This window comes from Sandarakinorhabdus glacialis, assembly GCF_014643455.1.
Lineage (GTDB): Bacteria > Pseudomonadota > Alphaproteobacteria > Sphingomonadales > Sphingomonadaceae > Sandarakinorhabdus > Sandarakinorhabdus glacialis.
The window spans coordinates 1-24,173 of record NZ_BMJM01000003.1 but is presented as its reverse complement, the minus strand read 5'-3'; the positions used below and the strand labels follow the sequence as shown (position 1 = coordinate 24,173).

The following is a 24,173-nucleotide window of genomic DNA, read 5'->3' as shown; positions in this document are numbered from 1 at the left end:
CGTCCATGTTAACGCGCTATCATGACCGACAAGATCACCGAGCAGCTCCGCGCCCGCTACGACGACTTCACCGTCTCCGAACGCATGATCGCTGGCTGGCTGCTCGACAACATGGCGTCGGTCCCCTTCGAGACCGCCAGCTCGATCGGGCAGCGCGTTGGCGTCTCGGCAATGACCGTCGGCCGCTTCCTCAAGACCATCGGCTACGCACGGCTGTCGGCGCTGAAAGATGACCTTCGCGACAACGACGCCCCCTGGCTGCGCCCGCTCACCGACACGGCCTCGGGTCCCGACGCCCGCCTAAAGGCCGAAACCGCCGCCATCGCCAACGTCTACCGCCTCGCCGAAACGCCAGAATGGGCAGCGATCACCAACCTCCTGGCAACAGCCCGCACCGTCCATGTCGCCGGTTTCCAGACCGAACAAGGCCTCGCCGCCGGCTTCGCGCACCACCTCGGCTATGTCCGCCCCGGCGTCAGCGAGCTCGACCGGCGCACCGGACTCTACGCCGAGCTGCTAGAATGCAGTTCCGGTGATGCCCTCGTCCTCGTCGACCTGCGCCGCTATTCCCGCCACTTCCGCCTGCTCGCCGAACGCGGCCGCGTCCAGGGCCTCGACGTCATCGTCGTCACCGACCCCTATTGCCCCTGGGCCCGCGACCTCACCCCCCACATCCTCGCCGCCGAAGTCAGCCTCGGGCACTTCTGGGACATGAACACTGCGCTCGCCTCGCTGCTCAACCTCCTCGTCGACGACGTCGTCCGCCACATCGGCGCCGAAAAAGTCCACGCCCGTCTCGAACAACTATCGAGCAATTACCAGGACTTCATCGGCTTCCAACGCTAACTCTTGTCCTCCCCCTCAAGGGGGGAGGCGACTCGCTCTTCAGCGAGCGGGTGGGGGTGGTCCCCTGCGCCGAAAACCCCTAATCTTCCCCACTAGCCACAGGCCGCAACAGCAACCGCGAAAACGTCTCCGGCGCCACCACCACGACATTCTCCTGCGGCCGCTCCGACTGTGTCCGCCACCGATAGATCACCCGATCCAGCATCGCATCTTCCCCGCCGGCCTGCGACCACAAAGCCGCAAACGAAGGATCCCCCGAATGCGGCCGCTTGTGCGCCTCGGGCGCATCGATCAGCACCCGCATCGGCACCGTCACGCCCTCGCCGCAGATCAAACACTCACCCCGCCGCAGCGCCGGTATCGAATCCAGGAACCCCCGCCCACCTTCCGGCATCGCATTCCGCACGCAAGACTGGTCGCGCTCGTTATTGAGCCGCATCGCGATGATCGTCCCGCACTGCGACAGCGCCCCTTCCGCCAGATCCGAAGGCCGCTGCGTGATCAATGCCAGCGACACCCCGTATTTGCGCCCCTCCTTGGCAATCCGCTCGAGCACCTTGCGCACTGCCGACCCGGTCGCCACGCGCTCCGAGGGCAGATATCGGTGCGCTTCCTCGCAAACCAGCAGGATCGGCCGCTGCCGCTCGCTGCGCGCCCACATCGCGTAATCGGCAACGATGCGCGACAACAGCGCCACCACCACGGCAACGATATCGGTCGGCACCCCCGAAAGATCGACCACCGAGATCGGCTTGCCGTCGCCGGGCATCCGCAGGATGCGCCCGAGGAAGCCCTTCATGCTGTCGCTGCTCAACTCGCGCTTGAACATGAAGCTGTAGCGCGAATCGCGCAAAATCTCCTCGATGCGGTTCTTCAGCCGGACATAGCGCGCCACTTCGCTGCCATGCTCGAGCTTGCCCATATGCCCGATCAGCGCCCCCAGCAGGTCGCCGAGCATGTATGGCACCGGGCTGTCGACGGTCATGCTCGGAAACCGGTCGGCGATCATGCTTTTCGCCCGCGCCTCGATCAGGCTCCGCGCCAGGATCGCCTTGTCGAGCTCGCGCTCCACCCCGTCGCTGGTGATGAAGACCTCGCAATGCTCCTCGAAGTTCATCAACCAGTACGGCAAATCGAGGTTGTCGACGCTGAAATTGCTGCCGTTGCTGGCAAACGCGCTGGCGTATTCGCCGTGCGGATCGAGCACCAGGATATGCCCGTGCGGCGCCATTTCGATAATCCGGTGCAGGATCAGCGCCGTCGCTGTCGACTTGCCCGATCCGGTCGAACCCACCACGGCAAAATGCTTGCCGAGCATCTGGTCGATCAGCAGCGTCGCGCGAATATCCGGCGTCGGATAGACGGTTCCCACATCGATGTGCGGCTGGTTGCTCGCCCCAAACAGCGCCGCCAAATCGTCATGCCCCACAGCCCACACTGCGTCGCCGCTGCGCGGGTATCCCGTTATGCCGCGCCGGAAATCGACTAAAGTGCCGTCCGCTGCCGCTTTACTCTCGCCGATCAGGTCGATCTCGGCCAGCACTTCGCCGCCGGCATCGCTCCGCGTCGCCTGGATCGTCCCCAGCAACCATGTCGCCCCCGACCGGATCTTGACCTGGCCGCCGACCGCACCCGCCAACGCCAGCGCACTGTCGGTATCGCTGCGCAGCCGCTCGAGTACCGCCGCATCCAGCCGGACCACAGCCCCGCCCGATGCCACGTCCGACACCCGCCCGATCACCAGTGCCTGTTGCACAAAGCCCCCTGTCTTCCAGTCCGCGTTCGCCCCAACATGAACGGCCATTCAGACTCGCGCCTTATGCCACCCAAGACAAGTGCCTTTGAGCCACACTCGGAAACTTTCGGCGGTCAGATCGGCAACGCCGTCCCGTTCGCCGGCGAGAACAGCGCCTGCGACGGCCAATCCTTGGGCAATGCCGCCGTAATCACCAGCGGCGCCGCCTCGTCATACGGCAGGGTGATCCCCCGCGCGTGCAACCGCATCGGCCCCTGGCCCTTGCCATAGACAGGATCGCCCAAAATCGGGAACCCCAGCGCCGCCGCATGAACCCGCAGCTGGTGCGTCCGCCCCGTCTCCGGCCGAAACGCCACCAGCTTCGCCGCCCGGTCGATGACCTCCCAATGTGTCACCGCGCGCTTGCCCCGCTTGTCGATGATCATCCGCCAGCCTTCCTCGGCGCTCGAGATCTTCAACAACGGCGCATCCACCGTCCCGCTATCCTCCTCCGGCAGCCCATCGAGCACCGCCCAGTACAGCTTCTTGACCTTGCCCGCCTCGAACAGCGTCGACACCCGCTTGATCGATTTCGGATGCCGGGAGATGATCAAACACCCCGACGTATCCCGGTCGAGCCGGTGCGCCATCACCGGCAACCGCTGGTTGCCGAACGCCAGGTCGGGCAAATAATCCTCCAGGCTGTCCGGCGTCTTCGGCCCCGGGTGCACCGCCATGCCCGCCGGCTTGTCGATGATCACCACATGCGTATCCCGGTGCAGGATCGCGAACGGCATGCCGTGCAGCAGCAGGGGAAAGGTCTCGTCCGAAATCGCAGTCATCCTTCAATAGCGCAAAAGTAAAGCAATCCGCCGCCCCGCCGATATCTGGCTCACGGCGCCCCGTGATTTACGGCAGCCGGGGAACCGAACCGGGAGTATCAGACATGACGGTGATCAATACCAATATTTCGGCACTGACGGCCCAAGCCGGCCAGCGCACCTCGCAGATGGGCCTTGCCATGGCAATGGAGCGCCTGTCGACCGGCCAGCGCATCAATTCCGCCAAGGACGACGCCGCCGGCCTCGCCATCTCCCAGCGGATGACCGCCGATGTCCGCGGCCTCGCCGTCGCCATCCGCAACGCCAACGACGGCATGAGCATGGCGCAGACCGCCGAAAGCGCCATGGGCGAAGTCACCAACATGCTGCAGCGGATGCGCGAACTCGCCGTCCAGGCCAGCACCGGCACCGTCACCAACGACGATCGCAAAAACCTCCAGGCCGAAGTCAAGCAGCTCACCGGCGAAATCGACTCGATCGGCGCGCGCACCAACTTCAACGGCATCAAGCTGCTCGACGGCTCGGCCAAGAACGTCCTGCTGCAAACCGGCAGCCGCGCCGGCGAAACCGTCAAGTTCGACATCGGCTCGTCGCGCGCTGCCGATCTCGGCACCGGCGCCACCGCCGCGCTGTCGGCCAGCGGTGCCTTCGAAGCCACCAGCACCAACCTGTCGGCCAACCAGTCGCTCATCGCCTCCGACCTGCTCATCAACAATTTCAACATAGGCGCCTCGTCCTCCGACGACGACAATCTGTCCTCGGGTGAAAAGGCCGCCTCGGCGCTATCGAAGGTCGCCGCCATCAACCGTGCCAGCGCCCAGACCGGCGTTTCCGCCGTCGTCGGCAAGACCGTGATGACCGGCTCGGCGATGACCGCCGCCGCGCTTACCGGCACCGTCACCATCAACGGCAAGGCCACCGTCTCGGTCACCACCACCACCAGCGCCGCCGCCAACCGCACCCTGCTCTCGGATGCCATCAACGCCATCTCCGGGCAGACCGGCGTCCGCGCCATCGATACCGGCGACGACCTCGCCGGCATCCGCCTCGAAGCCGCCGACGGCCGCAACGTTATCGTCAGCTTCGATACCGGCGCCCTGACCCAGGCCGCCACCGGCCTCAAGACCGGCGCGCAATCGGGCAGCTTCAACCTCGTCTCGAACAACGGCAACCCGATCGAGATCAGCTCGACCAGTGCCGGCCGCATCGCGCGCTCCGGCCTCCAGGTCGGCACCTATGAACGCGGCATTTCGGGAGTCACCACTGACAGCCGCGCCATCGCCGCCAATGCTGCCGGGGCCATGACCCTCAACACCGGCGACCTGCGGATCAACAACATCGCGATCCGCGGTGCCACCGCCGCCGACGACACCTTCTCCGACGACAGCGCCCTGTCGAGCAAGAAAGCCGCCTCCGCCATCGCCATCGCGGCGGCGATCAACGCCTCGAGCGCCGAGACCTTCGTCACGGCAAAGGCCAACAGCCTCACCCTCGACGGTGCCGCACCGACGACGGTCATCGCTGCGACCGCGACCGCCACGCTGGCGATCAACGGCGTCCAGATCGACATCACTCTCGACAGCACCGACACCGCCCAGGCCACGCGCGAAAACGTCGCGCGTGAAATCAACAAGTTCAGCGGCCTGACCGGTGTGGTCGCCTCCGACAGCGGCAAGGGCGGTCTTTCGCTCACCGCCGCCGACGGCCGCAACATCGCCGTCGCCTTCGACAGCGACGAAGCCGCCGCCGCCAACTTCGGCCTCGGCAGCGTCACCGTCCGCGGCACCAACACCGCCTATACCGTCCAGGGCCTTGCCGACCCGGCCGTCTTTACCGCCGACACCGTCCAGACCGCCTATGCGACGGTCTCGCTGGCATCGTCGAAAGGCATCAACATCGAGGCCGGCACGCTCGGCTTCGGCACCGCCTCCAACTTCGCCAAACTGGGCTTCGAGCAAAACAAATACGGCTCCGACGACGGCGGGCTGAAGGTCGCCGACATCGATCTCGGCACCCAGGAAGGCGCCGTCGCCGCCCTCGACGCGATCGACCAGGCGCTGAACACCATCAACCTCGATCGCGCCAACCTCGGTGCCGTCCAGAACCGGCTCGAGGCGACGGTCAACAACCTCTCGTCGAACAGCGTCAACCTCGTTTCGTCGCGATCGCGCATCGTCGATGCCGATTTCTCGGCCGAAACCACCAACCTCGCCAAGTCGCAAGTCCTCAGCCAGGCGGCACAGGCGATGCTGGCGCAGGCCAACCAGTCGCAACAACAGGTCCTTCAGCTGCTGCGGTAAGTCTCGACACGGCGAGCGGGCAGGGGGCGGTTCCGGCAACGGCGCCGCCCTTCGCTTGCCATCCCGCCGCGCGCAGGCTATCGCGCCCGTCCGGATGGATCGGTGGCCGAGTGGTCGAAGGCGCACGCCTGGAAAGTGTGTAGGGGTTAATCGCCCCTCGAGGGTTCGAATCCCTCTCGATCCTCCGGTTACCCCTTCCCCGACACTCGCCGACGTTCCAAAATCCGCCCATTGCGTAGGGGGGTGGCCGGTCCCATGTTCCCGTCAGTGCCTTGCTGTTCGTCACAATCCGGGTGACAGTGTGGGGAAAGCTGGGGGGAAGAAACCGCGTGTCCAACTCAATCCTACAGGCAATTGCAATTCCAAAGCTCCGCAAGGTGCCGGGGCGTCATGCCGATGGCGGCGGATTGTATCTCGAGGTCGGCGAATCAGGCTCCGCGTCGTGGCTGGTCCGGATGCAAAAGGCCGGCAAGCGCCGCGATTTCGGGCTGGGCAGCCTCGACAAGCTATCGCTGGCAGACGCCCGCAAGGCGCGCGACGTGGTGCGGGGGCAGTTTGAGGCGGGCCTGGACCCCGTAGCAGAGCGCAAGAAGGCCGATGGCGTGCCGACGTTCCGCGTTGCCGCGGCGACTGTCCACAAGGCGCAAAAGCGGGCGTGGAGTGAGGGGAAGCACAGCACGCAATGGATAAGGACGCTGGAGACCTACGCCTATCCCGTCATCGGCGACTTGCCGGTAAACAAAATCGATCGGCGCGAAATCCTCGATGTGCTGTTGCCTATCTGGATCGACAAGAATGAGACCGCGCGGCGGGTGCGCCAGCGCATCGGCGCGGTGCTGGATTGGGCCTATGTGAAGGGCCACCGGGAATCGGAAGCGCCATTGCGGGCGCTGTCCAAGGGACTGCCAAGGGTGACGGCGGAGCGCGGCCATTTCGAAGCGATGCCTTTCGCCGATGTCGCGCCATTCATTGCACGGCTCCGCGACGGTGAAAGCATCGGGCGGCTGGCGCTCGAAACCATGATCCTGACGGCGGCGCGCGGCGGTGAGGTTCGGGGCGCGGTATGGGACGAGCTGGACCTAGACGCCGGCCTTTGGTCGATCCCGGCAGAGCGCATGAAGCGCAACAAGCCGCACGTTATCCCATTGTCACCAGCCGCCGTGGCGGTTTTCAAGCGGGCGCTGGCGCTCCGCACCGATGACGCCGCGCTGGTTTTCCCCGGCCTAAAAAGCGGCAAGCCATTGAGCGATGCCACCATGGGTAAGGTGCTGCGCGTCATGGGCGAGACCGCCAAGCCGCACGGCTTTCGCTCCAGCTTCAAAGACTGGTGCGGCGAGGTTGCAGGCTTCCCTAACGAATTATCGGAAGCGGCTTTAGCCCATGCCATCGGCAACAAGTCGGACGCCGCCTATCGGCGCGGCACTTTGCTGGATCGGCGACGGGTGATGATGAATGCCTGGGCAGACTATTGCGACGGTGGGCGCGGCGTGGCGCTCAAGGTCGTGGCGGCATGAGCACTACGCTGAAAAAATAGCCAATGCACAAGCGGGGATTCAACGCCCTACATTGGACGAGGAGCTTGCACGGCTGTGTGGGATCTACGGAAAGACGGAAGTTCTCGGTGCGGCGAAGCGCGCGGCAAAGGCAAAAACTGGTCGGCCACGCGAGAAGGACATAAGGCTCATGTGGTCGCATTTAGAGGCTGACGCGCGCACTTGGTTAGATGGCCGCGATCCTTTTACGCTCGTTTCAAACTACTCCATCGCAAAGGCCTGTACTGCTATTGCACCGGGACAAAGCGAAATATCGACCCATCGGCGCCTCATGGCAAAATTGAGCAAGCAGCGAGAAGATTGGGTCCTCGTACAGGCTTATCGACTTGCACGTATCGAGTACCCCTATTCGACATATCTGCGCACACTCGAGGCGTTGATACCGCGGTTCCCTGCCGATGGCGCTATTGCCCTAGAACGCGACCTAGCAAAGCTCGCCATTGAGTCATTGCATGAGCGAGCCGGAAGCATCTCCCCAACGTACACGATTGCAGAGGTAAGGCGGGAGTTGTTGGCTGCTGAAATGGACGAGCTATCGCCGCGTCCGCTTGGGCTTCTCAACTATCGCCCCGCGCTGGGTAGTGATGAAACTCCACCAACTTAAATCATGTCAAAACGGACGGCCGAATAACCATCTTCGCATGGGCCGTAGAGGGCTTAACTGGAATCCCGGGATGCACCAGCAATCACGCTGGTCCCGGAGAAAACACCATGGACGGATTCTACAGTATCGCGGAGTTTCTGCGCATCTATGCGCTCGGACGCACGTCACTCTATCGAGCAGCAAAAGCTGGCCAAATCCGGATCACAAAAATTGGCCGGTCCAGCCGCATTGCCAAGAGCGACGCGAAAGCCTGGGCCGATAGCCTTCCGACATTGAGTGGGGAGGCATGAGTATGATGGCCAAGCTATTGCCGGAAAGGGTGGAAGCCGCGCCAACGGCTCCCACTCCAAACGTCGCCCGCTTCACCAGCAAGGCAGTTCCCGCTTACCCCGATCCCCGGATCGGCTCAACCGAATATGCGGCGCGCATCATTGGCGCGCGGTGCCGGCTCTCACCAGCCGTTGCTAACAGCGTGATTGAGCTTGTCGGCATGGGCGGCGACGCATGAGGGCGCAACCTGTCATCACGGCCATCGGGCCGCGGGGGCCGATGACCGTCAACGGCCAAGTCGCCAAGTCGCTCGAGGCGCTAATTCGGTGCGGCACGGCGGGCGTCACGGCGCTGGAGGTCGCATCGTGGGCCTATCGGCTGGGGGCCTATGTCCACAACCTCCGCCGGGACTATGGACTGGTCATCGAGACCATGCGCGAAACCCACGAGGGCGGCTGGCATGGCCGCTACGTCCTGCACTCCCCTGTCACCATTATCGGGCCGAAACTATGAGCGGCGCGGTGCTGTTCGAAGTCGCGCACCGGGGCGACGTGTGGCGGCTGGAGGTGACGACCCACGAGGGCCGCACGTTCGGCAACTGGCGCAAGTGGTGGCGGGATGGCGATACGCTTAAACCGACGCGCCAAGGCGTCACGATTCCGCTGGAGCGCATTGCAGAGCTTGGCGGGGCCATCGCGGCCTATCTCGCCTGCAACTCGCCTAGCGGGCCGCCAAGCGGCCTTTAGAGGTCGTCGCATAAGCGCGGGGGCGGCCGGGAATCCTAGTCGCCCCCTTTCGGCTGGCGCGCGTCGCCGGGAAGGAAAGCAATGTCGAAAATTCGAAGGCCTGGACGGCGGGCGAACGCCACCGGGCGCAATGAAGAAATCCCCCGCTACGTCATGCTCCACCATTGGCTGCTGAATAGTCCCGCCTATGGCGCATTGCGGCCGATAGCGCGCGCGCTGCTGGTCGAATTGGCAAGGCGCTACAACGGCCATAACAACGGCGAGATCGGCCTGGGCGAGCGCGAAGCCACATTGCAGCTTGCCATCTCCGACCGGAGGGCCGCGCGCCGCGCGTTCGGCGAGCTGGAGGTAGCAGGTTTCATCGTCAAGACGCGGGCGGGAGCGTTCAACGTCAAGACGGCGGACGGACGGCGGGCGAGCGAATGGCGGTTGACCTGGTTACCGACGCGGGAAACGCAGGCGACGAAGGACTTTATGTCGATCCCCCGGCAGCTAGCGGATTGATTACATCGTTTGGTAATCGTCCCTGACGGCGGCGAGAATTTCGTCTGGATCGGCGCGCCAGACGAAGGGTCGAGGCGTCTTGTGTGCGCTGCCCGGGGGCGAGCCGGGCCGTGAGTTCATCACCACCCGGCCATATAATGCGACCTGCCTTACGACGTACAAGCGCGGCCGTACTCATCCGCACCGAGCCGCAAGTCTCGGCTCGTCGGTTAGCAGGACTTCGACGAAGATCAGCGGCTCGTCGGGGAATGCCGGGTTGAAGAAGCCATAGCTTCGGCGAAAGATGTGAAGGGACCCGCGTCTGCCTGACTCGCTCGGCAGGCCGACGCGCCGCAACCCCTGATAAAGAGGGAACGCGCGCACCGGCCGCCGGGAGCCCTAGAACCGCGTCGACAACCTCAGGTTCGCCTGATGCGCCGTGCTGCCCGAACCTGCCCGATAGTAATCATAGCCGGCTTCGACTGACCAGGCGTGCGTGGTGCACCCGCACGATGCGAGGGTGACGCCGGCACCGACATTCAGCGTGTTGTCCGAAACCACGAGGCCCGGGACAACGAAGGATTGCGATCCGGCAACATCGAAGGCGGCGACCTGCGCCAGCTCGGGGTTCTTGAATTGGTGCAGCCATTTGGCATGAACCTCGGGAATGAAGACGCCACCGCTGTATTGGGCATTCTTCGACAGCTTTAGGCCCAGCGTCGATTCAACGAACTCATAGCTGCGCGATGTGACCAAAAGATCAATGTCGCCAGCGCCGGTTTCGGCATAGCCGTCAAGATCGACGCGGCTGTATTGGATCGAGGCTAGCGGGGTGGCGGCGAAGTCGCCCGACCGCAGGTTCAAGCCGGTGGTCGCAATCGCGGCATAGCTCTGGCCGTTGTAGTTGTGCGTCGCCTTCCGCGAGACGCCGGGGAACACGATGTCGCGCGTGCCTGAATAATCATTGGCGGCCATCGAAAGCGCGCCATTGATGAACCACGGGCCGGGTTCATGGCCAAGATATATGCTGACCTGATAGCTGTCGATTGCAGACCGAGACGTGCTTTCGTTCGATCGGATGGTGCTGCGGGCATAGCCGAGGCCGGCACCGGCATGGGTGAACTCGCCGATCGGGGCATCCCATGCTAGAACCGCGCCGCCGATGCTGGCGTCATAGCCGGCGACGGCACTCTGACTGTCCTGGTTAGAGAAATAGCCATAGCCTTGCATCCACAGGCCGCCGCGACGTTTCGAGCCCGTGCACATCGGCGCCACCTCTTTGAGCCGCGGTTCGGCTTGGCTTTCAAGGTCGCACGCGATGTTGGCTAGACGCGCCAGCGACAGGTTCTGCAACTGCCGGGTGCCATGGAAGGTGACCAGAGCTGCCGCGCCATCGGTGGATGACGGCGCCAGCTGACTGATCGCAGCAACCACGGTCGCCGCATCGGAAATGGCGTTGATCGGTGAAAGCACGTTGATCAGATCGGGCGTCGGCACGACCGCGACGAGCACGGGGACAACCGCCGCGGCGGTCGGCAGGGTGACGGGCAACGGCACCCCGACCGGCGGCGCGACCGGCACCAGCAGCGGCGTGCCGGTTGCCTCGATCCGCACCAGTCCACCGATGGTGCCGCCGAGAGGAACCGCCTTGAAGGTATACAGCGGATTGCTCGGGTTCATGACCGCGATGTTGATGACGCTGCCGTTAGTGCCGCTGGTGGCGTTGACGATGTTGAATTGGCTGCCGACCGGAATATAAGCGCTGGGCGCCACGGTCACGTTGACCAGCAGGCTCGGCCCCAAGTTGGCGGCGCCGACGGGCTGAATCTTGCCATAGACCGACGTGCTGGCGAGAGTGGTGTTGATGACCCCGGAAGTGCCGATATTGGCGATAGTCAGGGCCCCGCCGATGTTCAGTGTGTTGGTGCCGAGTGTAAAGGCAAAGGCATCGACCGCGCCGGTTATGTTGGCTGCGACGCCGGCAAGGTTGCTACCGCCAACGACGTTGATCGCCTTCAACCCGATGGCGCCGCCGACTGCACCGTCGAGGGTGCTGCCTTCGCCGAGGACGAGGGTACCGGTTTTGGCGCCTGCCGTTGTTGTCATCGCGCCGATTAAGGTGGTCTTGGGGGCTAGGCTGATCGTGCCGTCGCCGGCAAAGTTGGTCGCGGCGACATTGATCGAACCACTGTTGAAATTCATCGTTCCGGTCCCGGTGACATTCACCGTCGTGGCGAAGACCGGCCCCACGAAGTTGACTATGGAGCCATCGCCGGCACCCGAGATTGCTAGCAGAAACGGCCCGCCCGGCTGGGTCACGCCGATGTTGCCATAGACGGTCGAGCTGCTGTTGAAGACAATATTGCCCTGGCTGCTCGCCGCCGTCGAAATCGCGACGCGGCCGGGAAGCGCAGGGTTGTTAAGCGTGAAGATATCCGTGGCCGTTCCGCCGACAACGCCAACCACCAGCGTCCCCGTCGTCGCCGAACCCGACATGTCGACGCCGCCAAGGCCACCTGTAGCGTTGAGCGGTATTAGGCCGGGGCCAACCGCGGTCTGCCGCTCGGCAAGTGCCGGACTGCAGGCCCCAAAGGCGATTGCAGAGAGCAACGAAAGGCGCAATGTCCGCATAGAATATCCCCCTATATATTCGGCGCGCGCTTACCCCGACGCCTTGCCATGTTTAACAGCATGCCGATTGAAAACGTCGCCGCGTTGTGAAATCATATTTGTTCCGGATCGATATCCGAGACATTACTCGTCCTTAGTCGTTGAAAACGCGTTACACGGTTGTGGACATTCCGGGGACGGTAATTATTGCCCGGAATAATATTACCAAAGATAGTGACAATAATGTCGATATAATTGCGCAACCGGTTCGAAACGCCTTTTGTTTTGGACCGCCGGAAGGGTTGCGGCGCTTTTGAATTCAGGTCGTGTTGACAGAATGAATTCCCAAATTGCGTGTGCGCTCCCTCAAGATTGTATCTTGGAGGTAGGAGTTTTAGAGGCTTTGTCATAACGCCCGGGAAACGGTGGTAGATCGCGTTTCTGTGAGATTCCGGGAGATTGCGAGACCGATTCTGGAAGTTGACATGTGGAACCCGACCGCCGGTGCGCAGCATAACCGCACGGGCCTGCGCTATGGAAGTGATCTAAGAGCCCGATTCACAATGATTTTGTTCAATTCCAGTACCTTGCGAGTTCCCGGGTCATGAGCTGGACATCCTGAGCCAGCGCTGGGCCAGGTTCGAGGGCCAGCTCGACCTTGATCCTGACCGATTGGTGTTCATCTACGAGACTTGGGGCAGTACCAACATGGCGCGCCGGCATGGCCGTTGGCGACGTGGTGAGCGGTTTCACGCCAGTGTCCCCATGGGCACTGGAAAACGACAACGTTCGTCGCCGGGCCGCGCAATACAGGCATTGTGATACCGGCGCGAGCCGAGCTTGTTTAACCGGCGCGGACACCTAGCTCCTGCAATTTGCGGGGGAGCTTTTCGCATGAAGTGGGGCTGGAATTCTATCCCGCTACACCCCAGCGCATGCGGAATAAAGCGCTGGCGGGAGCGGTTACCGCTCCCCGACATCGCCTGTTGTAGGCGCGGATAGGGGCGGGATCCTCTCCACATATAGTTACCAGACGGGGGCAGGGGGCGGGATGCGAAACCTTGCAACGCGTGGCCTGGGGACACCGATGCCATTGCTCCGCGCGCCCATCCACAATTCAGACTTTAACCCTAAAACATTACGAAGCTGCGCAAAAACTGACGGCTGACTTTACACTTAGTTAAGATGTCTCCAAATATTGTTTCGCTATAATATTGATTTTAAAGATACTTTTTTAAGGCAATCTAAATGGCATGGTTCTTGCATGGTCAAAGGCGTTTTATTTTAGACAATACGCGGTGTTGCGCAGCATTCCACTTTTGTAGGAAATTAAACGATGAAAAAACTACTTTTCGCGGCTGTGGCCTTGTGCGCCGCCAACGCCGCCAACGCCGCCACGATCGTTTTCAACTTTGATGATCTTGGCGACCAAGTCGCAGTCCCGGTCAACTACGGCGGCGCTGCCTGGTCGGGCTTCACGACCGTTAGCGGCTTCGGCGCCACGTCATTTCCCAACATCGCATATACTAGCAGCGCCATCGGCATCCTCAATTACGCCGCGGGTTTCAGTTCGTTGAGCTTCGCCGCTGGCGTCTTCGCCCCCGGCACCTTCTCCGTTTACAGCGGCCTTGGCGGGAGCGGAACGTTGCTCGGCTCGCTGACTATTGGCAACCCGCCTGCCAGCCCGAGTGCCTTTTTCAATACCGGCGTAAGCTTTTCAGGCACCGGCCGCAGTGTTCTTGTAACCGGCGGTGCAGACAGTGTTGGTTGGGACAGCGTCACGCTGAACTCCGTCCCTGAGCCGGAGTCGTGGGTGATGCTGATCGCGGGTTTCGGCCTCGTCGGCGCTGTAGCCCGCCGTCGCCGCAGCATCGCGGCGGTTTGATCATGTGATCGACCGGCGTCACCAAGTTATGGTGGCGCCGGTACAATATAGGCGCGACCGTTCGGACGCGGACGGAGGCGGGGCGGCGAAAACGTTGGCGGCTGTCGTCGGGGAAACCGCGTCAATCGTGCGGATGATATCCTAACGCAGAATAACCGGCGCCCTCCTGCGCGCGGGAACGTACGGCCGGTAGCGCCAGCCGGGATGCCGCGGAATATATTATTTTGATATTCGAGCTTTCGTGCGGTCACCGTTCGGCGTCTGTAAAGTGCTGGCCCGAACGAGAGGGGATCGTTGGCCAGCGCCGGGCGTTCAGAGGTCTTCAACACCTCGCGCGCGCACGCGAAGCGCTCAGCGTAAAAAATCACGACGCGGCGCGGCGACGTGGGGAATAGTGTGGGGAACGCCAATTTATCAAAATATCAAGCGTTCATATACAGTTAGTTAGCTAAACGGTTCGGAAGCCTCTCGATCCTCCGGATTAGCTTGATCTCCCTCTCCCACTCGAGGGCGAGACGCGCGCAACCCCCGGATTTGCCCTCCCGCCCCATTCCGCGCATGACAACAACATGACCCTCGACCCCGCCCTGTGGACCAGTCTCGGCACCGCCATCGCCGTCGGCCTGCTGATCGGCGTCGAACGCGGCTGGCGCCAGCGCCGGATCCGCGGCGGCGGCCGCGTCGCCGGCTTGCGAACATTTGCCCTGCTCGGGCTGCTCGGCGGCCTCGCCGGGCTGATGGCGATCGTTTACCCGCTTGTCGCCGCCGCGCTGGCGATCGGTGCCGTCGCCATTCTCGTCATCGGCTATCGCCGCGCGATCCAGCCCGACGCCACCACCGAAATCGCCGCGCTCCTCACCCTCGGCCTGGGCGCCCTTGCCGGCAGCGGCAATCCCGTTCCCGCACTCGCCGCCGCCGCCGTCGTCACCCTGCTGCTCTCCAGCCGAGACCAGCTTCATCGCTGGCTGCGCGGCCTCACCGAAACCGATATCCACGCCGTCGCCCGCTTTGCCATTATCGCTGCCGCCATCTGGCCGCTTCTCCCCGACCGCGACATGGGGCCTTACAACGCCTGGAACCCGCGCGACCTGTGGCTCGTCGTCGTCATCGTCTGCGGGCTGTCGTTCGCCGGCTACGCGGCCTCCCGGCGGTTCGGCGCCACCAGTGGCATCCTTGCCACTGCCGCCATCGGCGGGCTCTATTCGTCGACTGCCGTCACCGCCGCCTTGTCGCAGCAACTCCGCGGCACCCCTGAACACGCACGCGCACTGTCGGCCGGAATCGCGGTGGCCTCGGCGGTCATGTTCGTCCGGGTCGCCGTGCTTGCTGCCGTGCTGGTGCCCTTCGCATTGCCCCGTCTCGCGATCATCATTGCCCCGGCCGCCATCATCGCGCTGGTGTTCGTTGCCCTGCGCTGGCGATCGGCGCGCGACGCGCCGCCGGCCACCAATGTCGCTGTTGCCCGAAACCCGTTTGCGCTGCTGCCCGCACTGGGTTTCGCGGTTTTCGTCGCCATCCTGGCGCTTATCGTGCGCTGGGCGGAAATCCGCTATGGCAACGCCGGCATCGCCCTGACGCTCGCGATAACCGGTTCGATGGATGTCGATGCTGCCATTGTCACCATGCGCGGACTACCGGCCAACAGCCTCGATCCGGCCATCGCCGGCATGATCCTGGCGCTGCCTGTCCTGCTCAACACGCTGGTCAAGGCCGGTATCACGATCGTCACCGCCGGCCCGAAACTTGGTTGGCCGGCGGCCCTGCCGTTGCTTGCCAGCGCCGCAACCATGCCTGTCGCCGCATTTCTGGCGCGATAACTTGCCCTTTGCGGCGCATTCCCGCTAAACCGCGACTTCATGCAACACTCCGCCATCACCGCCGGCGCGCACCCGTTCCCGCACTCCCATCTCCTTGGCCTGTCCTCGCTCAAGCCGTGGGAAATGGTCTTCCTCATGGACGAGGCCGAACAATGGGTGACGCGCAACCGCAGCGCCGAAAAGCATGATCACCGGCTCTCGGGCCTGACCCAGATCAACGCCTTTTTCGAAAACAGCACCCGCACGCTGCTCAGCTTCGAGATCGCCGGCAAACGCCTCGGCGCCGATGTCGTCAACCTCGGCGTCGCAGGGTCGTCGGTCAAAAAGGGTGAAACGCTGCTCGACACGGCGCTGACCCTCAATGCCATGCACCCCGACGTCATCGTCATCCGCCACGGCTCGTCGGGCGCCGTCCAGCTCATCGCCGAAAAGGTCGATTGCCCCGTCCTCAATGCCGGCGACGGCCGCCACGAACACCCCACCCAGGCGCTTCTCGATGCGCTTACCATCCGTCGCCGCAAGGGCCGCATCGCCGGGCTGACCGTCGCCATCTGCGGCGACATTCTCCACAGTCGCGTTGCGCGCTCGAACTTCCAGATTCTCGCGTCACTGGGCGCCAGCGTCCGCGTCGTCGCCCCACCGACTTTGCTCCCCGCCAACGTCGAGCAGCTCGGCGTCGAGGTCTTCACCGACATGGACGCCGGCCTGCGCGGTGCCGATGTCGTCATGATGCTCCGCCTGCAGACCGAGCGCATGGACGGCGCCTATGTGCCTTCCACCCGCGAGTATTTCCGCTTTTTCGGCCTGACCGAAGCCCGCCTCCGCAACGCCGCCCCCGACGTCCTCGTCATGCATCCCGGCCCGATGAATCGCGGCGTCGAGATCGAAAGCAGCATCGCCGACGACATCGTCCGCTCCGCGGTCACCGAGCAGGTCGAAATGGGCGTCGCCGTCCGCATGGCCTGCCTCGACGTCCTCACCCGCAAACGCCGCGGCGTAGACTTCTCTTCCCCCCTCCCTGCTTCCAGGGAGGGGTCGGGGGAGGGTCGTTCTTCTCTGCTCCCCTCCCTTTCAAGGGAGGGGCAGGGGGTGGGTGACTCTGTCGTCGCAAACCCCAACCCGGCCGCCCGCCCATGACCCCGCTCGCCATAACCAACGCCCGCGTAATCGATCCAGCCTCGGGTTTCGACTCCATCGCAACAGTCATCACCCGCGACCGCACCATCGCCCACATCGGCCAAGAATCCCCCCCCGCAGACGCCCAAATCATCGACGCCACCGGCCTCATCCTGTCCCCCGGCCTCATCGACGCCGGCGTCTTCCGCGCCGACGCCCGCGCCTGCCACGCCGGCGGCATTACCGGCGTCGTCCTCATGCCCGACCAGTCGCCCCCCCTCGACGACCCGGCCCTCATCGCCTTCTCGCAGGCCATGGGAAAACCCGATGTCTGGGTCCACCCGCTCGCCGCTGCGACCCAGCGCCTTGAAGGCCACGAGCTCGCCGAAATCGGCCTTTGCCAGGCGGCAGGCGCAGTCGGCACCGCGACTGGCCGCCGCGCCATCGACAGCACCGCCGTCATGCACCGGCTGCTCAGCTATTCGCGCGCCTTCGGCATGCTCGTCGTCGCGCACGCCGAGGACACCGCGCTCACCGCCGGCGCTGTCGCCACCGAGGGCGACTATGCCAGCCGCCTCGGCCTCGCCGCCGCGCCCGCCTTCGCCGAAAGCCTCGCCGTCGCCCGCGACATCCGCCTCGCCGAAGCCACCGGCGCCCGCCTCCATATCCGCCAAATCACCACCGCCGAATCGATCGACCTGGTCCGCGCCGCGCAGGGCAGGGGAGTCGCCATCACCGCCGGCGTTACGCCCGCCCACTGGCTGCTCAACGAAACATCGGTCGCCGATTTCCGCAGCTTCGCCCGGCTGTCGCCGCCGCTGCGCAGCGACAACGACCGCCGCGCCGTGGAAGCCGGCATCGCCGACGGCACCATCACCGTCATCGCCTCGGGTCACGACCCACGCACCCAGGAAGAAAAACGCCTGCCGTTCGCCGACGCAAAGCCCGGCATGGCCGGTGCCGAGACCCTGCTCGCGTTGACGCTGTCGCTGGTCCGCTCGGGCGCACTGACGCTGCCGCAGGCACTGCACACCATGACCGCCGCCCCCGCCGCACTTTTCGGTCTGGCCGGCGGCACGTTAAGCCTCGGGTCACCCGCCGACCTTATGCTTTTCGACGAACATGCACCGTGGCGCATCGACGGCGATCGCTTTATCGGTGCCGGCAACACGCCGTTCGATGGCCTGCCGGTCGCCGGACGCGTAAAAATGACTATAAAAGGGGGAGAGCTGGTATGGCACGCACAGGATTAACCGCTGTCGCAGTCCTCGGCCTGTTGACGCCGCTGGCAATGCCCGCCCCCGCGCTGGCGGCACGGAAAAAGCCGCCCGTCGCCGAAGCACCGGCACCCGTGCAACCGAGCGTCCGCGCCGGCGTCGAGCTGTGGCGGACCGGCGACTATCCCGCCGCCGTCGCGATGTGGACGCCGTTCGCCAGCGCTGGCGATGCCGATGCGATGTTCAACATCGGCCAGGCGTACAAGCTCGGCCGCGCCGTGCCCAAGGACGTCGTCATCGCCCGCGACTGGTATCGCCGCGCCGCCTTGAAGGGCCATCTTCCAGCGCAAGCCAACCTCGGCATCCTGCTCTTCCAGGCCGGCGAAAAGCAGGAGGCCATCCGCTGGCTCCGCGCCGCCGCCGACAAGAACGAGATGCGCGCCCAATATGTCCTGGGTGTCGCCAACTGGAACGGCGACAGCATCCCGCGCAACCTGACGCTCGCCTATGCCTATTTGTCGCGCGCCGCGGCACAGGGCCTGCCCGAAGGCACCAGCGCGCTCGTTACCCTCAGCGCCAATTTGTCGGCAATCGAGCGCGCCAACGGGGCCGCCACCGCCGCCAGCCTCGCCGCCGGCAACGGCGTGCCCTCGGTGTTCGGCGGCCCGCCGCCGGTTGCCCTCGCAGCCGCGCCCGACCGCTTTCACCGCGACCAGATCCTCAAGCCAGCCCCCGTGCAGACCGCCGCCGCCCAGCCCGCGGTATCGGCCGCGCAAGCCCAGCCGGCTCCGGTCCAGCCGGCACCTGTCCAGACTGCCGCCGTTCGCCCGGCACCCGTCCCCGCGCCGGCAGCCGTGCGGCCACCCGTGAAGCCGGCCCCGGTGCAGACCGCCGCAATCCGCCCGGCGCCCGTCCCGGCACCGGCAGCCGCGCGGCCACCAGTGCAGACAGTTCCAGTGCAGACGGCGCCGGTGCAGACCGCCGCCATCCGCCCCGCGCCCCCGCCCGCCCAGACCGCGATGGTGGTCCAGCCGCCCCCGCCAGCCGCGCGCCCCGCGCCCGCTGTCTCGCTCCGCCCGGCTGCGCCGCCGGTCCGCACCGTCGACATCCCCGCCGCCGTGTCGCAACAACTCGCCGCCGCCCCAGCTCCGGCCGCCGCCCGAGCTCCGGCCCCCGCGCCGAAGCCGGTCGCTCCGCCTGTGGCCAGGCCCACCGAAGTCGCAGTCCTCGCCAAGCCGGCGCCCCCACCCGCCGCCCGGCCGATCCGCAAGGAGCCCCCTGAATGGCGCGTCCAGCTAGGCGCTTTTTCGCAAAAGGCACTTGCCGAAGCGGCGTGGGACGAGGTCAAGGTCAAGCAGAAGCAACTCGTCGCCGCCAACAAGCCGATCTTCGCTTCCGACGGCGCCGTCACCAGGCTCCAGATGGGGCCGTTCGCCAGCCGCGAAAAAGCCCGCGACGCGTGCGCCCGGATCGCCTTTTCCGGCCGCGCGTGTTTCGTCACCGAAGGCTGATTTCCCGCGGCATACCCCCCGATCCCCGTTTTCGGGCGTAAACCACCCGTCGACAGTCCCGTGACTGTCCTGCAACCGACCCGGAACCGACCGCTGGCACACCCCGAAAAACCGTCTTTCGCCCAGCTGCCCGCCAACCGGGCCGTTTCGGTCGGAATCGCCAGCTACAACATCCAGAAAGCCATCGGCACCGACATGCGCCGGATGCCGACCCGCACGCTGGCGGTGATCGACGAGATCGGCGCCGATATCATCGTCCTGCAGGAAGCCGACCGCCGCTTCGGCTCGCGGCTCAGCGCGCTGCCGCTACCCTTGCTGGCCGCGCATCACTGGCACCCGGTGCAGTTCGAAACCCGGGCCGCATCAATAGGTTGGCACGGAAACGCGATCCTGGTCTCGAGTCGGGTCGAGGTCGTCCGCCATGCGGTCCTGCGCATTCCCGCGCTCGAACCCCGCGGCGCCGTCCTCGCCGACCTGCGAGTGGACGGCGCCCTGCTCAGGGTCGTCGGCATGCACCTCGACCTGTCGGGCCTGTGGCGCCGCCGTCAGGCCCGCGCCATCATCGCCCACGTCGCCGCCCAGCCCGGCAACCCACCGACCCTGTTGATGGGCGACCTCAACGAATGGCGCGTCTCGGCCGGCGCCATCGCCGATTTCTCGAGGAATTACAGCGTAATACCGACAGGTCCCAGCTTCCACGCGCGCATGCCCATCGCCGCGCTCGACCGGATATTCGTCTCCGGCGACCTGGCCCTGGAGGGTGCCGGCGTCCACCACAGCGTACGCTCCGTAGTCGCCTCTGATCATCTGCCAATATGGGTCAGGCTTGGCTTGAACATTGACTAGCCTGGCGCTGTTGGCCGTCCTTGCGGTGATGCTGCTTCTGGCGAGGCGAGGCTGGGTAACGCTGCGCCACTATGCCAAGCCGGCACGCTTGCTCGATCCGCGACCACACACGCAAACCCTTGCGAATACTACGGAAACCATGTTCGCGCGCCGGCTCGCGCTCCTTACCGCGCAACGCCCCGGGCAAACCGGGATCTACACCCTCGAAGACCCCCGCGAGGCTTTTGCCGCCCGGATGCTCCTCATCCGCGGCGCCGAATACAGCCTCGATATCCAGTATTATATCTGGCACCCGGATGTCGCAGGGACACTGTTGATCCAGGCCATCCGCGAAGCCGCCGACCGCGGCGTGCGGGTCCGCCTGCTGCTAGATGACAACGGCACCGGCGGGCTCGATACCATGATGGCAATGGTCGACAGCCACCCCCTGATCGAAGTGAGGCTGTTCAATCCGTTCGTGATTCGCTGGCCCAAGACACTAAATTATCTGCTCGATTTCCACCGACTCAACCGCCGAATGCACAACAAGAGCCTGACCGCCGACAATCTTTTGACCATCGCCGGGGGCCGCAATATCGGCGACGAATATCTCGCCTCCAGCGATCTCAACCTGTTCGACGACTTCGACGTGCTGGCAATCGGCGCCGTCGTCCCCGACGTCTCGGCCGATTTCGACCGCTACTGGGCGTGCGACTCCGCCTATCTCGCCGAGCGAATCCTGCCTCTCGCCGATGCCCGTTCAGCCGGCAATTTCGCCAAGGCCGTGGCGCGCGCCAGCAAGACCGGTTTCGCCAGGAACTATGCCGATGCGGTTCGGGACAATTTCCTCGAAGGCCTGTTGTCCGGCTCGATCCCGTTCGACTGGGCCATGGTCACCATGGTCAGCGACGACCCCGCCAAGGGTCTCCATTATGTCCGGCGAAAAGAACTGTTTGCAACCCGGCTTGCATCCATCGTCTCAGCCCCCGAGCGCGAACTCGGCTTGATTTCGGCCTATTTCGTGCCGACGGCCGCCGGTATCGACAGCTTCGCCGCGCTGGCCGCGCGCGGCGTAGAGGTCGACATCCTTACCAATGCGCTGAAGGCCAACGACGTCGCCGTCGTCCATGCTGGCTATGCACCATGCCGGATACCTCTGCTGAAGGCGGGTGTGAGGCTGTGGGAGCTCAAGGGCGCCGATCCTGCCGCCCGTGCGAGGCTGCGCTTCCGCGGTAGCGTCGGCGGTGGCCTCAGGCGCCGCGGCGCAGCCTTTCGGGTCAGCGGATCGGCACTGCATGCCAAGGCCTTTACCATCGATCGCGACCGTATGTTCGTCGGTTCGTTCAACTTCGATCCGCGGTCGCTGCGCCTGAACACCGAGCTTGGTTTCGTCATCGATAGCCCGGCACTTGCTGCCTGGCTGCAGGACCTGTTCGTCGGCACCTTGCCGGACATTGCCTATGAAGTACGGCTCGGGAGCGACGGGCAGCTGATCTGGATCGAGCAGACCGCCACCGGCACCGTCATTCATGCCCATGAACCAGGCACTGGCCCGTTGCAGCGCCTGATTCTTGCGGGCCTGTCGCGGCTGCCGATCCGTTGGCTGCTGTGAGGGAGATCAGTTCCGCCCGGTGATGCTCCTAGGGGCATCCGCGCCGACGACCGCGACAATGCTTCGCGCGAAATTTACCAGATACCTGTTATACCCGAAATGATCAGGGCGGCAGGGTATCTGTAATTGTTCGACACCATTTCTGCACTGACACTGGCGAGGATGCAGTTTGCGTTCACGATATCGTTCCATTTCATCTTCCCGGCGTTCACCATCGGGCTCGCCAGCTACCTGATGGTTCTTGAGGGTTTGTGGCTGCGATCCGGCCGTGATGTCTATCTCAACCTGTTCAAATATTGGCTGAAGATCTTTGCCATCACCTTCGGCATGGGCGTCGTTTCGGGCATCGTCATGGCTTACCAGTTCGGCACCAACTGGGCGGTGTTTTCGGACAAGGCCGGTCCCGTCATCGGTCCGCTGATGGCCTATGAAGTGCTCACAGCGTTCTTTCTTGAAGCCGGCTTCCTGGGCGTCATGCTGTTCGGGCTCGAAAAGGTCGGCAAGAAGCTACACTTTGCGGCAACGTGCATGGTGGCACTCGGCACGGCAATCTCGGCGTTCTGGATCATCGCGGTGAACAGCTGGATGCACACGCCGCAAGGCTACGGCATTAATGCCGACGGGCAATTCTTCACGACAAGCTGGATCGAAGTCATCTTCAATCCGTCGATGCCGTATCGCCTCGTCCATGTCCTGCTCGCGACATATCTGACGACGGCGCTGGTCGTTGGCGGGGCAGGGGCGTGGCACCTGCTCAAGGACCGCCGCGCCGGCAACGCACCGCGTGAGGGCACGCGCATCATGTTCTCGATGGCGATGTGGATGGCGGCGATCGTGGCGCCGTTGCAGGTCTTGGCCGGCCACGCTCACGGCGCAAACACGCTCGAATATCAGCCCGCCAAGATCGCTGCCATGGAAGGCCATTACCGGAGCTATCCCGGTGGGCCGGGCGGGGGCGCACCATTGATCCTGTTCGGTATTCCCGATGATCAGGCGCAGGTCATGCGCTACAAGGTCGAGGTGCCGCTGGTCGGCTCGTTGATCCTCAAGAACGACATTAAGGCGCCGATCGACGGACTGGACAAGGTCGCGCCCGAAGATCGCGCGCCGGTGCCGATCGTGTTCTGGTCGTTCCGGATCATGGTGGGAATCGGGATCCTGATGCTGGCGATGGGCGGCTGGAGCTTATGGGCCCGCTGGCGCGGCAGGCTCCATGACAGCCCCTGGCTGCACCGACTGGCACTGGTGATGGGACCAGCGGGTTTTGTCGCCGTCCTGGCGGGATGGGTGACGACCGAGGTTGGGCGGCAGCCGTTCACGGTGTTCGGCCTGTTGCGAACTGCGGACAGCGCGTCGCCGCTCGCTGCGCCGGCCGTGGCGGCGTCGCTGTTGGCATTTATCGTTGTATATTTCGCAGTTTTCGGGGCCGGCACCTGGTTCATCATCAAGCTGATGGGGCATGAGCCGCATCCCGGCGAAACCGGGCCGACGCGCGGGCAGGGCCCGGACGGCATAACCCGTACGGCGGGCATTACCCCGGCGCCGCAGGTCGACCCCGATGCAATTCTGGCGGAGTAGCGGCAATGGCACCCAATGACACGCTTTCGCTGATATGGGCCGGCATAATTGCCATCGCCGTATTCGGCTATGTGGTGATGGACGGGTTCGATCTCGGCATCGGCATCCTGTTCCCGTGGATCGAGAAAGGCGAAGACCGCAACACCGCGATGAACACCATCGCGCCGGTATGGGATTGAAATGAGACTTGGCTGGTGCTTGGCGGCGGCGGCTTGTTCGCCGCCTTTCCGCTCGCCTATGCGATCATCATGCCGGCGGTATACACGCCGATAATCATCATGCTGCTGGGCCAGGTATTTCGTGGCGTTGCCTTTGAATATCGGGCGCGGACGACTCGGCCCTGGATATGGGACCGGGCATTTGCGTTCGGCTCGGTCGTGGCGGCGTTCTCCCAAGGCGTGATCCTGGGCGCAATCCTGCAGGGTATCGTAAGCATCCGGTGAGAACCGCATGGGGCGGCGCCGTTCAGGCTTTTCGGCGGCTCCATCGACGTCCGAGGGCTTCGAGGGCTTGATCGGTAGCGGCGGTATCGATGAGGTTCGGGTCGAACGGCTTTCCGATCCAGCGGTGGACGTCTTCGTGCTGCTCATGGGTTGGGTCGTTGGCGGCTTCGAGGAACTCGG

21 protein-coding genes, 1 tRNA gene and 3 pseudogenes are annotated in these 24,173 nt (G+C 64.4%); 20 read left to right on the top strand and 5 right to left on the bottom strand.

The window, feature by feature from the left end:
- The first annotated feature begins 21 nt into the window (after positions 1-21).
- The gene (locus IEW98_RS05010) at positions 22-846 is read left to right on the top strand and encodes a MurR/RpiR family transcriptional regulator (protein ID WP_188761846.1); all 825 of its coding nucleotides are present in this window, start codon (positions 22-24) and stop codon (positions 844-846) included.
- Between the two features lie 79 nt (positions 847-925).
- On the opposite strand, the gene IEW98_RS05005 is transcribed toward IEW98_RS05010, so the two are convergent.
- Entirely contained in the window at positions 926-2,650 is a 1,725-nt protein-coding gene (locus IEW98_RS05005) for an ATP-binding protein (protein WP_188761845.1), read from the bottom strand.
- A gap of 65 nt (positions 2,651-2,715) precedes the next feature.
- On the bottom strand, positions 2,716-3,423 hold the full coding sequence (locus tag IEW98_RS05000; RefSeq protein WP_371870751.1) for an RluA family pseudouridine synthase: 708 nt from the start codon (positions 3,421-3,423) through the stop codon (positions 2,716-2,718).
- 104 nt (positions 3,424-3,527) lie between these two features.
- Between IEW98_RS05000 and IEW98_RS16905 the strand changes: the two genes are divergently transcribed.
- The 9 genes from IEW98_RS16905 to IEW98_RS04955 all read left to right on the top strand — a co-directional run bounded on the left by IEW98_RS16905 (position 3,528) and on the right by IEW98_RS04955 (position 9,400).
- Positions 3,528-5,723, top strand: coding sequence for a flagellin N-terminal helical domain-containing protein (locus tag IEW98_RS16905; RefSeq protein ID WP_188761844.1), 2,196 nt, complete (start codon positions 3,528-3,530; stop codon positions 5,721-5,723).
- Between the two features lie 96 nt (positions 5,724-5,819).
- Positions 5,820-5,907, top strand: a tRNA-Ser gene (locus IEW98_RS04990).
- 145 nt (positions 5,908-6,052) lie between these two features.
- A complete protein-coding gene (locus tag IEW98_RS04985) occupies positions 6,053-7,237 on the top strand; it encodes a tyrosine-type recombinase/integrase (protein ID WP_188761843.1) in 1,185 nt (394 codons plus the stop codon).
- On the top strand, positions 7,176-7,880 hold the full coding sequence (locus IEW98_RS04980) for a hypothetical protein (protein WP_188761842.1): 705 nt from the start codon (positions 7,176-7,178) through the stop codon (positions 7,878-7,880). The genes IEW98_RS04985 and IEW98_RS04980 overlap by 62 nt, the downstream gene beginning before the upstream one ends.
- 107 nt (positions 7,881-7,987) lie before the next feature.
- The gene (locus IEW98_RS04975; RefSeq protein WP_188761841.1) at positions 7,988-8,170 is read left to right on the top strand and encodes a helix-turn-helix domain-containing protein; all 183 of its coding nucleotides are present in this window, start codon (positions 7,988-7,990) and stop codon (positions 8,168-8,170) included.
- Positions 8,171-8,172: 2 nt separating this feature from the next.
- A complete protein-coding gene (locus IEW98_RS04970; protein ID WP_188761840.1) occupies positions 8,173-8,388 on the top strand; it encodes a hypothetical protein in 216 nt (71 codons plus the stop codon).
- Positions 8,385-8,663: a winged helix domain-containing protein gene (locus IEW98_RS04965; RefSeq protein ID WP_188761839.1), complete on the top strand. Its 279-nt coding sequence runs from the start codon at positions 8,385-8,387 to the stop codon at positions 8,661-8,663. Before IEW98_RS04970 ends, IEW98_RS04965 begins: the two co-directional genes overlap by 4 nt.
- Positions 8,660-8,896 carry a PC4/YdbC family ssDNA-binding protein gene (locus tag IEW98_RS04960; RefSeq protein ID WP_188761838.1) on the top strand — a complete coding sequence of 79 codons (237 nt, stop codon included), beginning with the start codon at positions 8,660-8,662 and terminating at the stop codon, positions 8,894-8,896. Before IEW98_RS04965 ends, IEW98_RS04960 begins: the two co-directional genes overlap by 4 nt.
- An 81-nt stretch (positions 8,897-8,977) precedes the next feature.
- Positions 8,978-9,400 (top strand): hypothetical protein, encoded by a 423-nt coding sequence (locus IEW98_RS04955; protein ID WP_188761837.1) that lies wholly within the window; start codon positions 8,978-8,980, stop codon positions 9,398-9,400.
- Positions 9,401-9,574: 174 nt separating this feature from the next.
- Here the strand turns inward: IEW98_RS04955 and IEW98_RS16900 are convergent, their stop codons facing one another.
- Positions 9,575-9,763, bottom strand: a complete 189-nt coding sequence (locus IEW98_RS16900) for a malonyl-CoA decarboxylase domain-containing protein (RefSeq protein WP_188761836.1) — start codon at positions 9,761-9,763, stop codon at positions 9,575-9,577.
- 15 nt (positions 9,764-9,778) lie between these two features.
- Positions 9,779-12,010 carry an autotransporter family protein gene (locus IEW98_RS04945; protein ID WP_188761835.1) on the bottom strand — a complete coding sequence of 744 codons (2,232 nt, stop codon included), beginning with the start codon at positions 12,008-12,010 and terminating at the stop codon, positions 9,779-9,781.
- Positions 12,011-12,616: 606 nt separating this feature from the next.
- Here IEW98_RS04945 and IEW98_RS04940 point away from each other — a divergent pair.
- From IEW98_RS04940 to cydB, 10 genes and pseudogenes are all read left to right on the top strand, one after another.
- Positions 12,617-12,816, top strand: a pseudogene (locus tag IEW98_RS04940) (IS630 family transposase); the annotation flags it as partial.
- A gap of 509 nt (positions 12,817-13,325) precedes the next feature.
- The gene (locus IEW98_RS04935) at positions 13,326-13,874 is read left to right on the top strand and encodes a PEPxxWA-CTERM sorting domain-containing protein (RefSeq protein WP_188761834.1); all 549 of its coding nucleotides are present in this window, start codon (positions 13,326-13,328) and stop codon (positions 13,872-13,874) included.
- A gap of 569 nt (positions 13,875-14,443) precedes the next feature.
- Entirely contained in the window at positions 14,444-15,691 is a 1,248-nt protein-coding gene (locus IEW98_RS04930) for an MgtC/SapB family protein (protein ID WP_188761833.1), read from the top strand.
- Between the two features lie 39 nt (positions 15,692-15,730).
- A pseudogene (locus IEW98_RS04925) lies at positions 15,731-16,693 on the top strand (aspartate carbamoyltransferase catalytic subunit); the annotation flags it as partial.
- Positions 16,694-16,824: 131 nt separating this feature from the next.
- Positions 16,825-18,060 (top strand): dihydroorotase, encoded by a 1,236-nt coding sequence (locus IEW98_RS04920; protein WP_188761831.1) that lies wholly within the window; start codon positions 16,825-16,827, stop codon positions 18,058-18,060.
- Complete coding sequence (locus IEW98_RS04915) at positions 18,042-19,535, top strand: SPOR domain-containing protein (RefSeq protein ID WP_188761830.1); 1,494 nt, start codon at positions 18,042-18,044, stop codon at positions 19,533-19,535. The genes IEW98_RS04920 and IEW98_RS04915 overlap by 19 nt, the downstream gene beginning before the upstream one ends.
- A gap of 60 nt (positions 19,536-19,595) precedes the next feature.
- Positions 19,596-20,381 carry an endonuclease/exonuclease/phosphatase family protein gene (locus tag IEW98_RS04910; protein WP_308785497.1) on the top strand — a complete coding sequence of 262 codons (786 nt, stop codon included), beginning with the start codon at positions 19,596-19,598 and terminating at the stop codon, positions 20,379-20,381.
- A gap of 10 nt (positions 20,382-20,391) precedes the next feature.
- The gene (locus IEW98_RS04905; RefSeq protein ID WP_207792512.1) at positions 20,392-21,972 is read left to right on the top strand and encodes a phospholipase D family protein; all 1,581 of its coding nucleotides are present in this window, start codon (positions 20,392-20,394) and stop codon (positions 21,970-21,972) included.
- A gap of 126 nt (positions 21,973-22,098) precedes the next feature.
- Positions 22,099-23,550 carry a cytochrome ubiquinol oxidase subunit I gene (locus IEW98_RS04900; RefSeq protein ID WP_188761829.1) on the top strand — a complete coding sequence of 484 codons (1,452 nt, stop codon included), beginning with the start codon at positions 22,099-22,101 and terminating at the stop codon, positions 23,548-23,550.
- Between the two features lie 5 nt (positions 23,551-23,555).
- A pseudogene (gene cydB / locus IEW98_RS04895) lies at positions 23,556-23,978 on the top strand (cytochrome d ubiquinol oxidase subunit II); the annotation flags it as partial.
- A gap of 37 nt (positions 23,979-24,015) precedes the next feature.
- On the opposite strand, the gene IEW98_RS16895 reads toward cydB, so the two are convergent.
- Positions 24,016-24,173 (bottom strand): IS1096 element passenger TnpR family protein (locus tag IEW98_RS16895; RefSeq protein WP_443096438.1); only part of this gene is annotated, 158 nt, incomplete at its 5' end.

Bases quoted from the DNA above. Each gene is read 5' to 3' on its own strand.
- IEW98_RS04980 (WP_188761842.1), top strand. From the start codon at position 7,176: ATGCCTGGGCAGACTATTGCGACGGTGGGCGCGGCGTGGCGCTCAAGG.
- IEW98_RS05000 (WP_371870751.1), bottom strand. From the start codon at position 3,423: ATGACTGCGATTTCGGACGAGACCTTTCCCCTGCTGCTGCACGGCATG.
- IEW98_RS04955 (WP_188761837.1), top strand. From the start codon at position 8,978: ATGTCGAAAATTCGAAGGCCTGGACGGCGGGCGAACGCCACCGGGCGC.
- IEW98_RS16905 (WP_188761844.1), top strand. From the start codon at position 3,528: ATGACGGTGATCAATACCAATATTTCGGCACTGACGGCCCAAGCCGGC.
- IEW98_RS04945 (WP_188761835.1), bottom strand. From the start codon at position 12,010: ATGCGGACATTGCGCCTTTCGTTGCTCTCTGCAATCGCCTTTGGGGCC.
- IEW98_RS04935 (WP_188761834.1), top strand. From the start codon at position 13,326: ATGAAAAAACTACTTTTCGCGGCTGTGGCCTTGTGCGCCGCCAACGCC.
- IEW98_RS05005 (WP_188761845.1), bottom strand. From the start codon at position 2,650: ATGGCCGTTCATGTTGGGGCGAACGCGGACTGGAAGACAGGGGGCTTT.
- IEW98_RS04970 (WP_188761840.1), top strand. From the start codon at position 8,173: ATGATGGCCAAGCTATTGCCGGAAAGGGTGGAAGCCGCGCCAACGGCT.
- IEW98_RS04975 (WP_188761841.1), top strand. From the start codon at position 7,988: ATGGACGGATTCTACAGTATCGCGGAGTTTCTGCGCATCTATGCGCTC.
- IEW98_RS04930 (WP_188761833.1), top strand. From the start codon at position 14,444: ATGACCCTCGACCCCGCCCTGTGGACCAGTCTCGGCACCGCCATCGCC.
- IEW98_RS04920 (WP_188761831.1), top strand. From the start codon at position 16,825: ATGACCCCGCTCGCCATAACCAACGCCCGCGTAATCGATCCAGCCTCG.
- IEW98_RS05010 (WP_188761846.1), top strand. From the start codon at position 22: ATGACCGACAAGATCACCGAGCAGCTCCGCGCCCGCTACGACGACTTC.
- IEW98_RS04960 (WP_188761838.1), top strand. From the start codon at position 8,660: ATGAGCGGCGCGGTGCTGTTCGAAGTCGCGCACCGGGGCGACGTGTGG.
- IEW98_RS04965 (WP_188761839.1), top strand. From the start codon at position 8,385: ATGAGGGCGCAACCTGTCATCACGGCCATCGGGCCGCGGGGGCCGATG.
- IEW98_RS04915 (WP_188761830.1), top strand. From the start codon at position 18,042: ATGGCACGCACAGGATTAACCGCTGTCGCAGTCCTCGGCCTGTTGACG.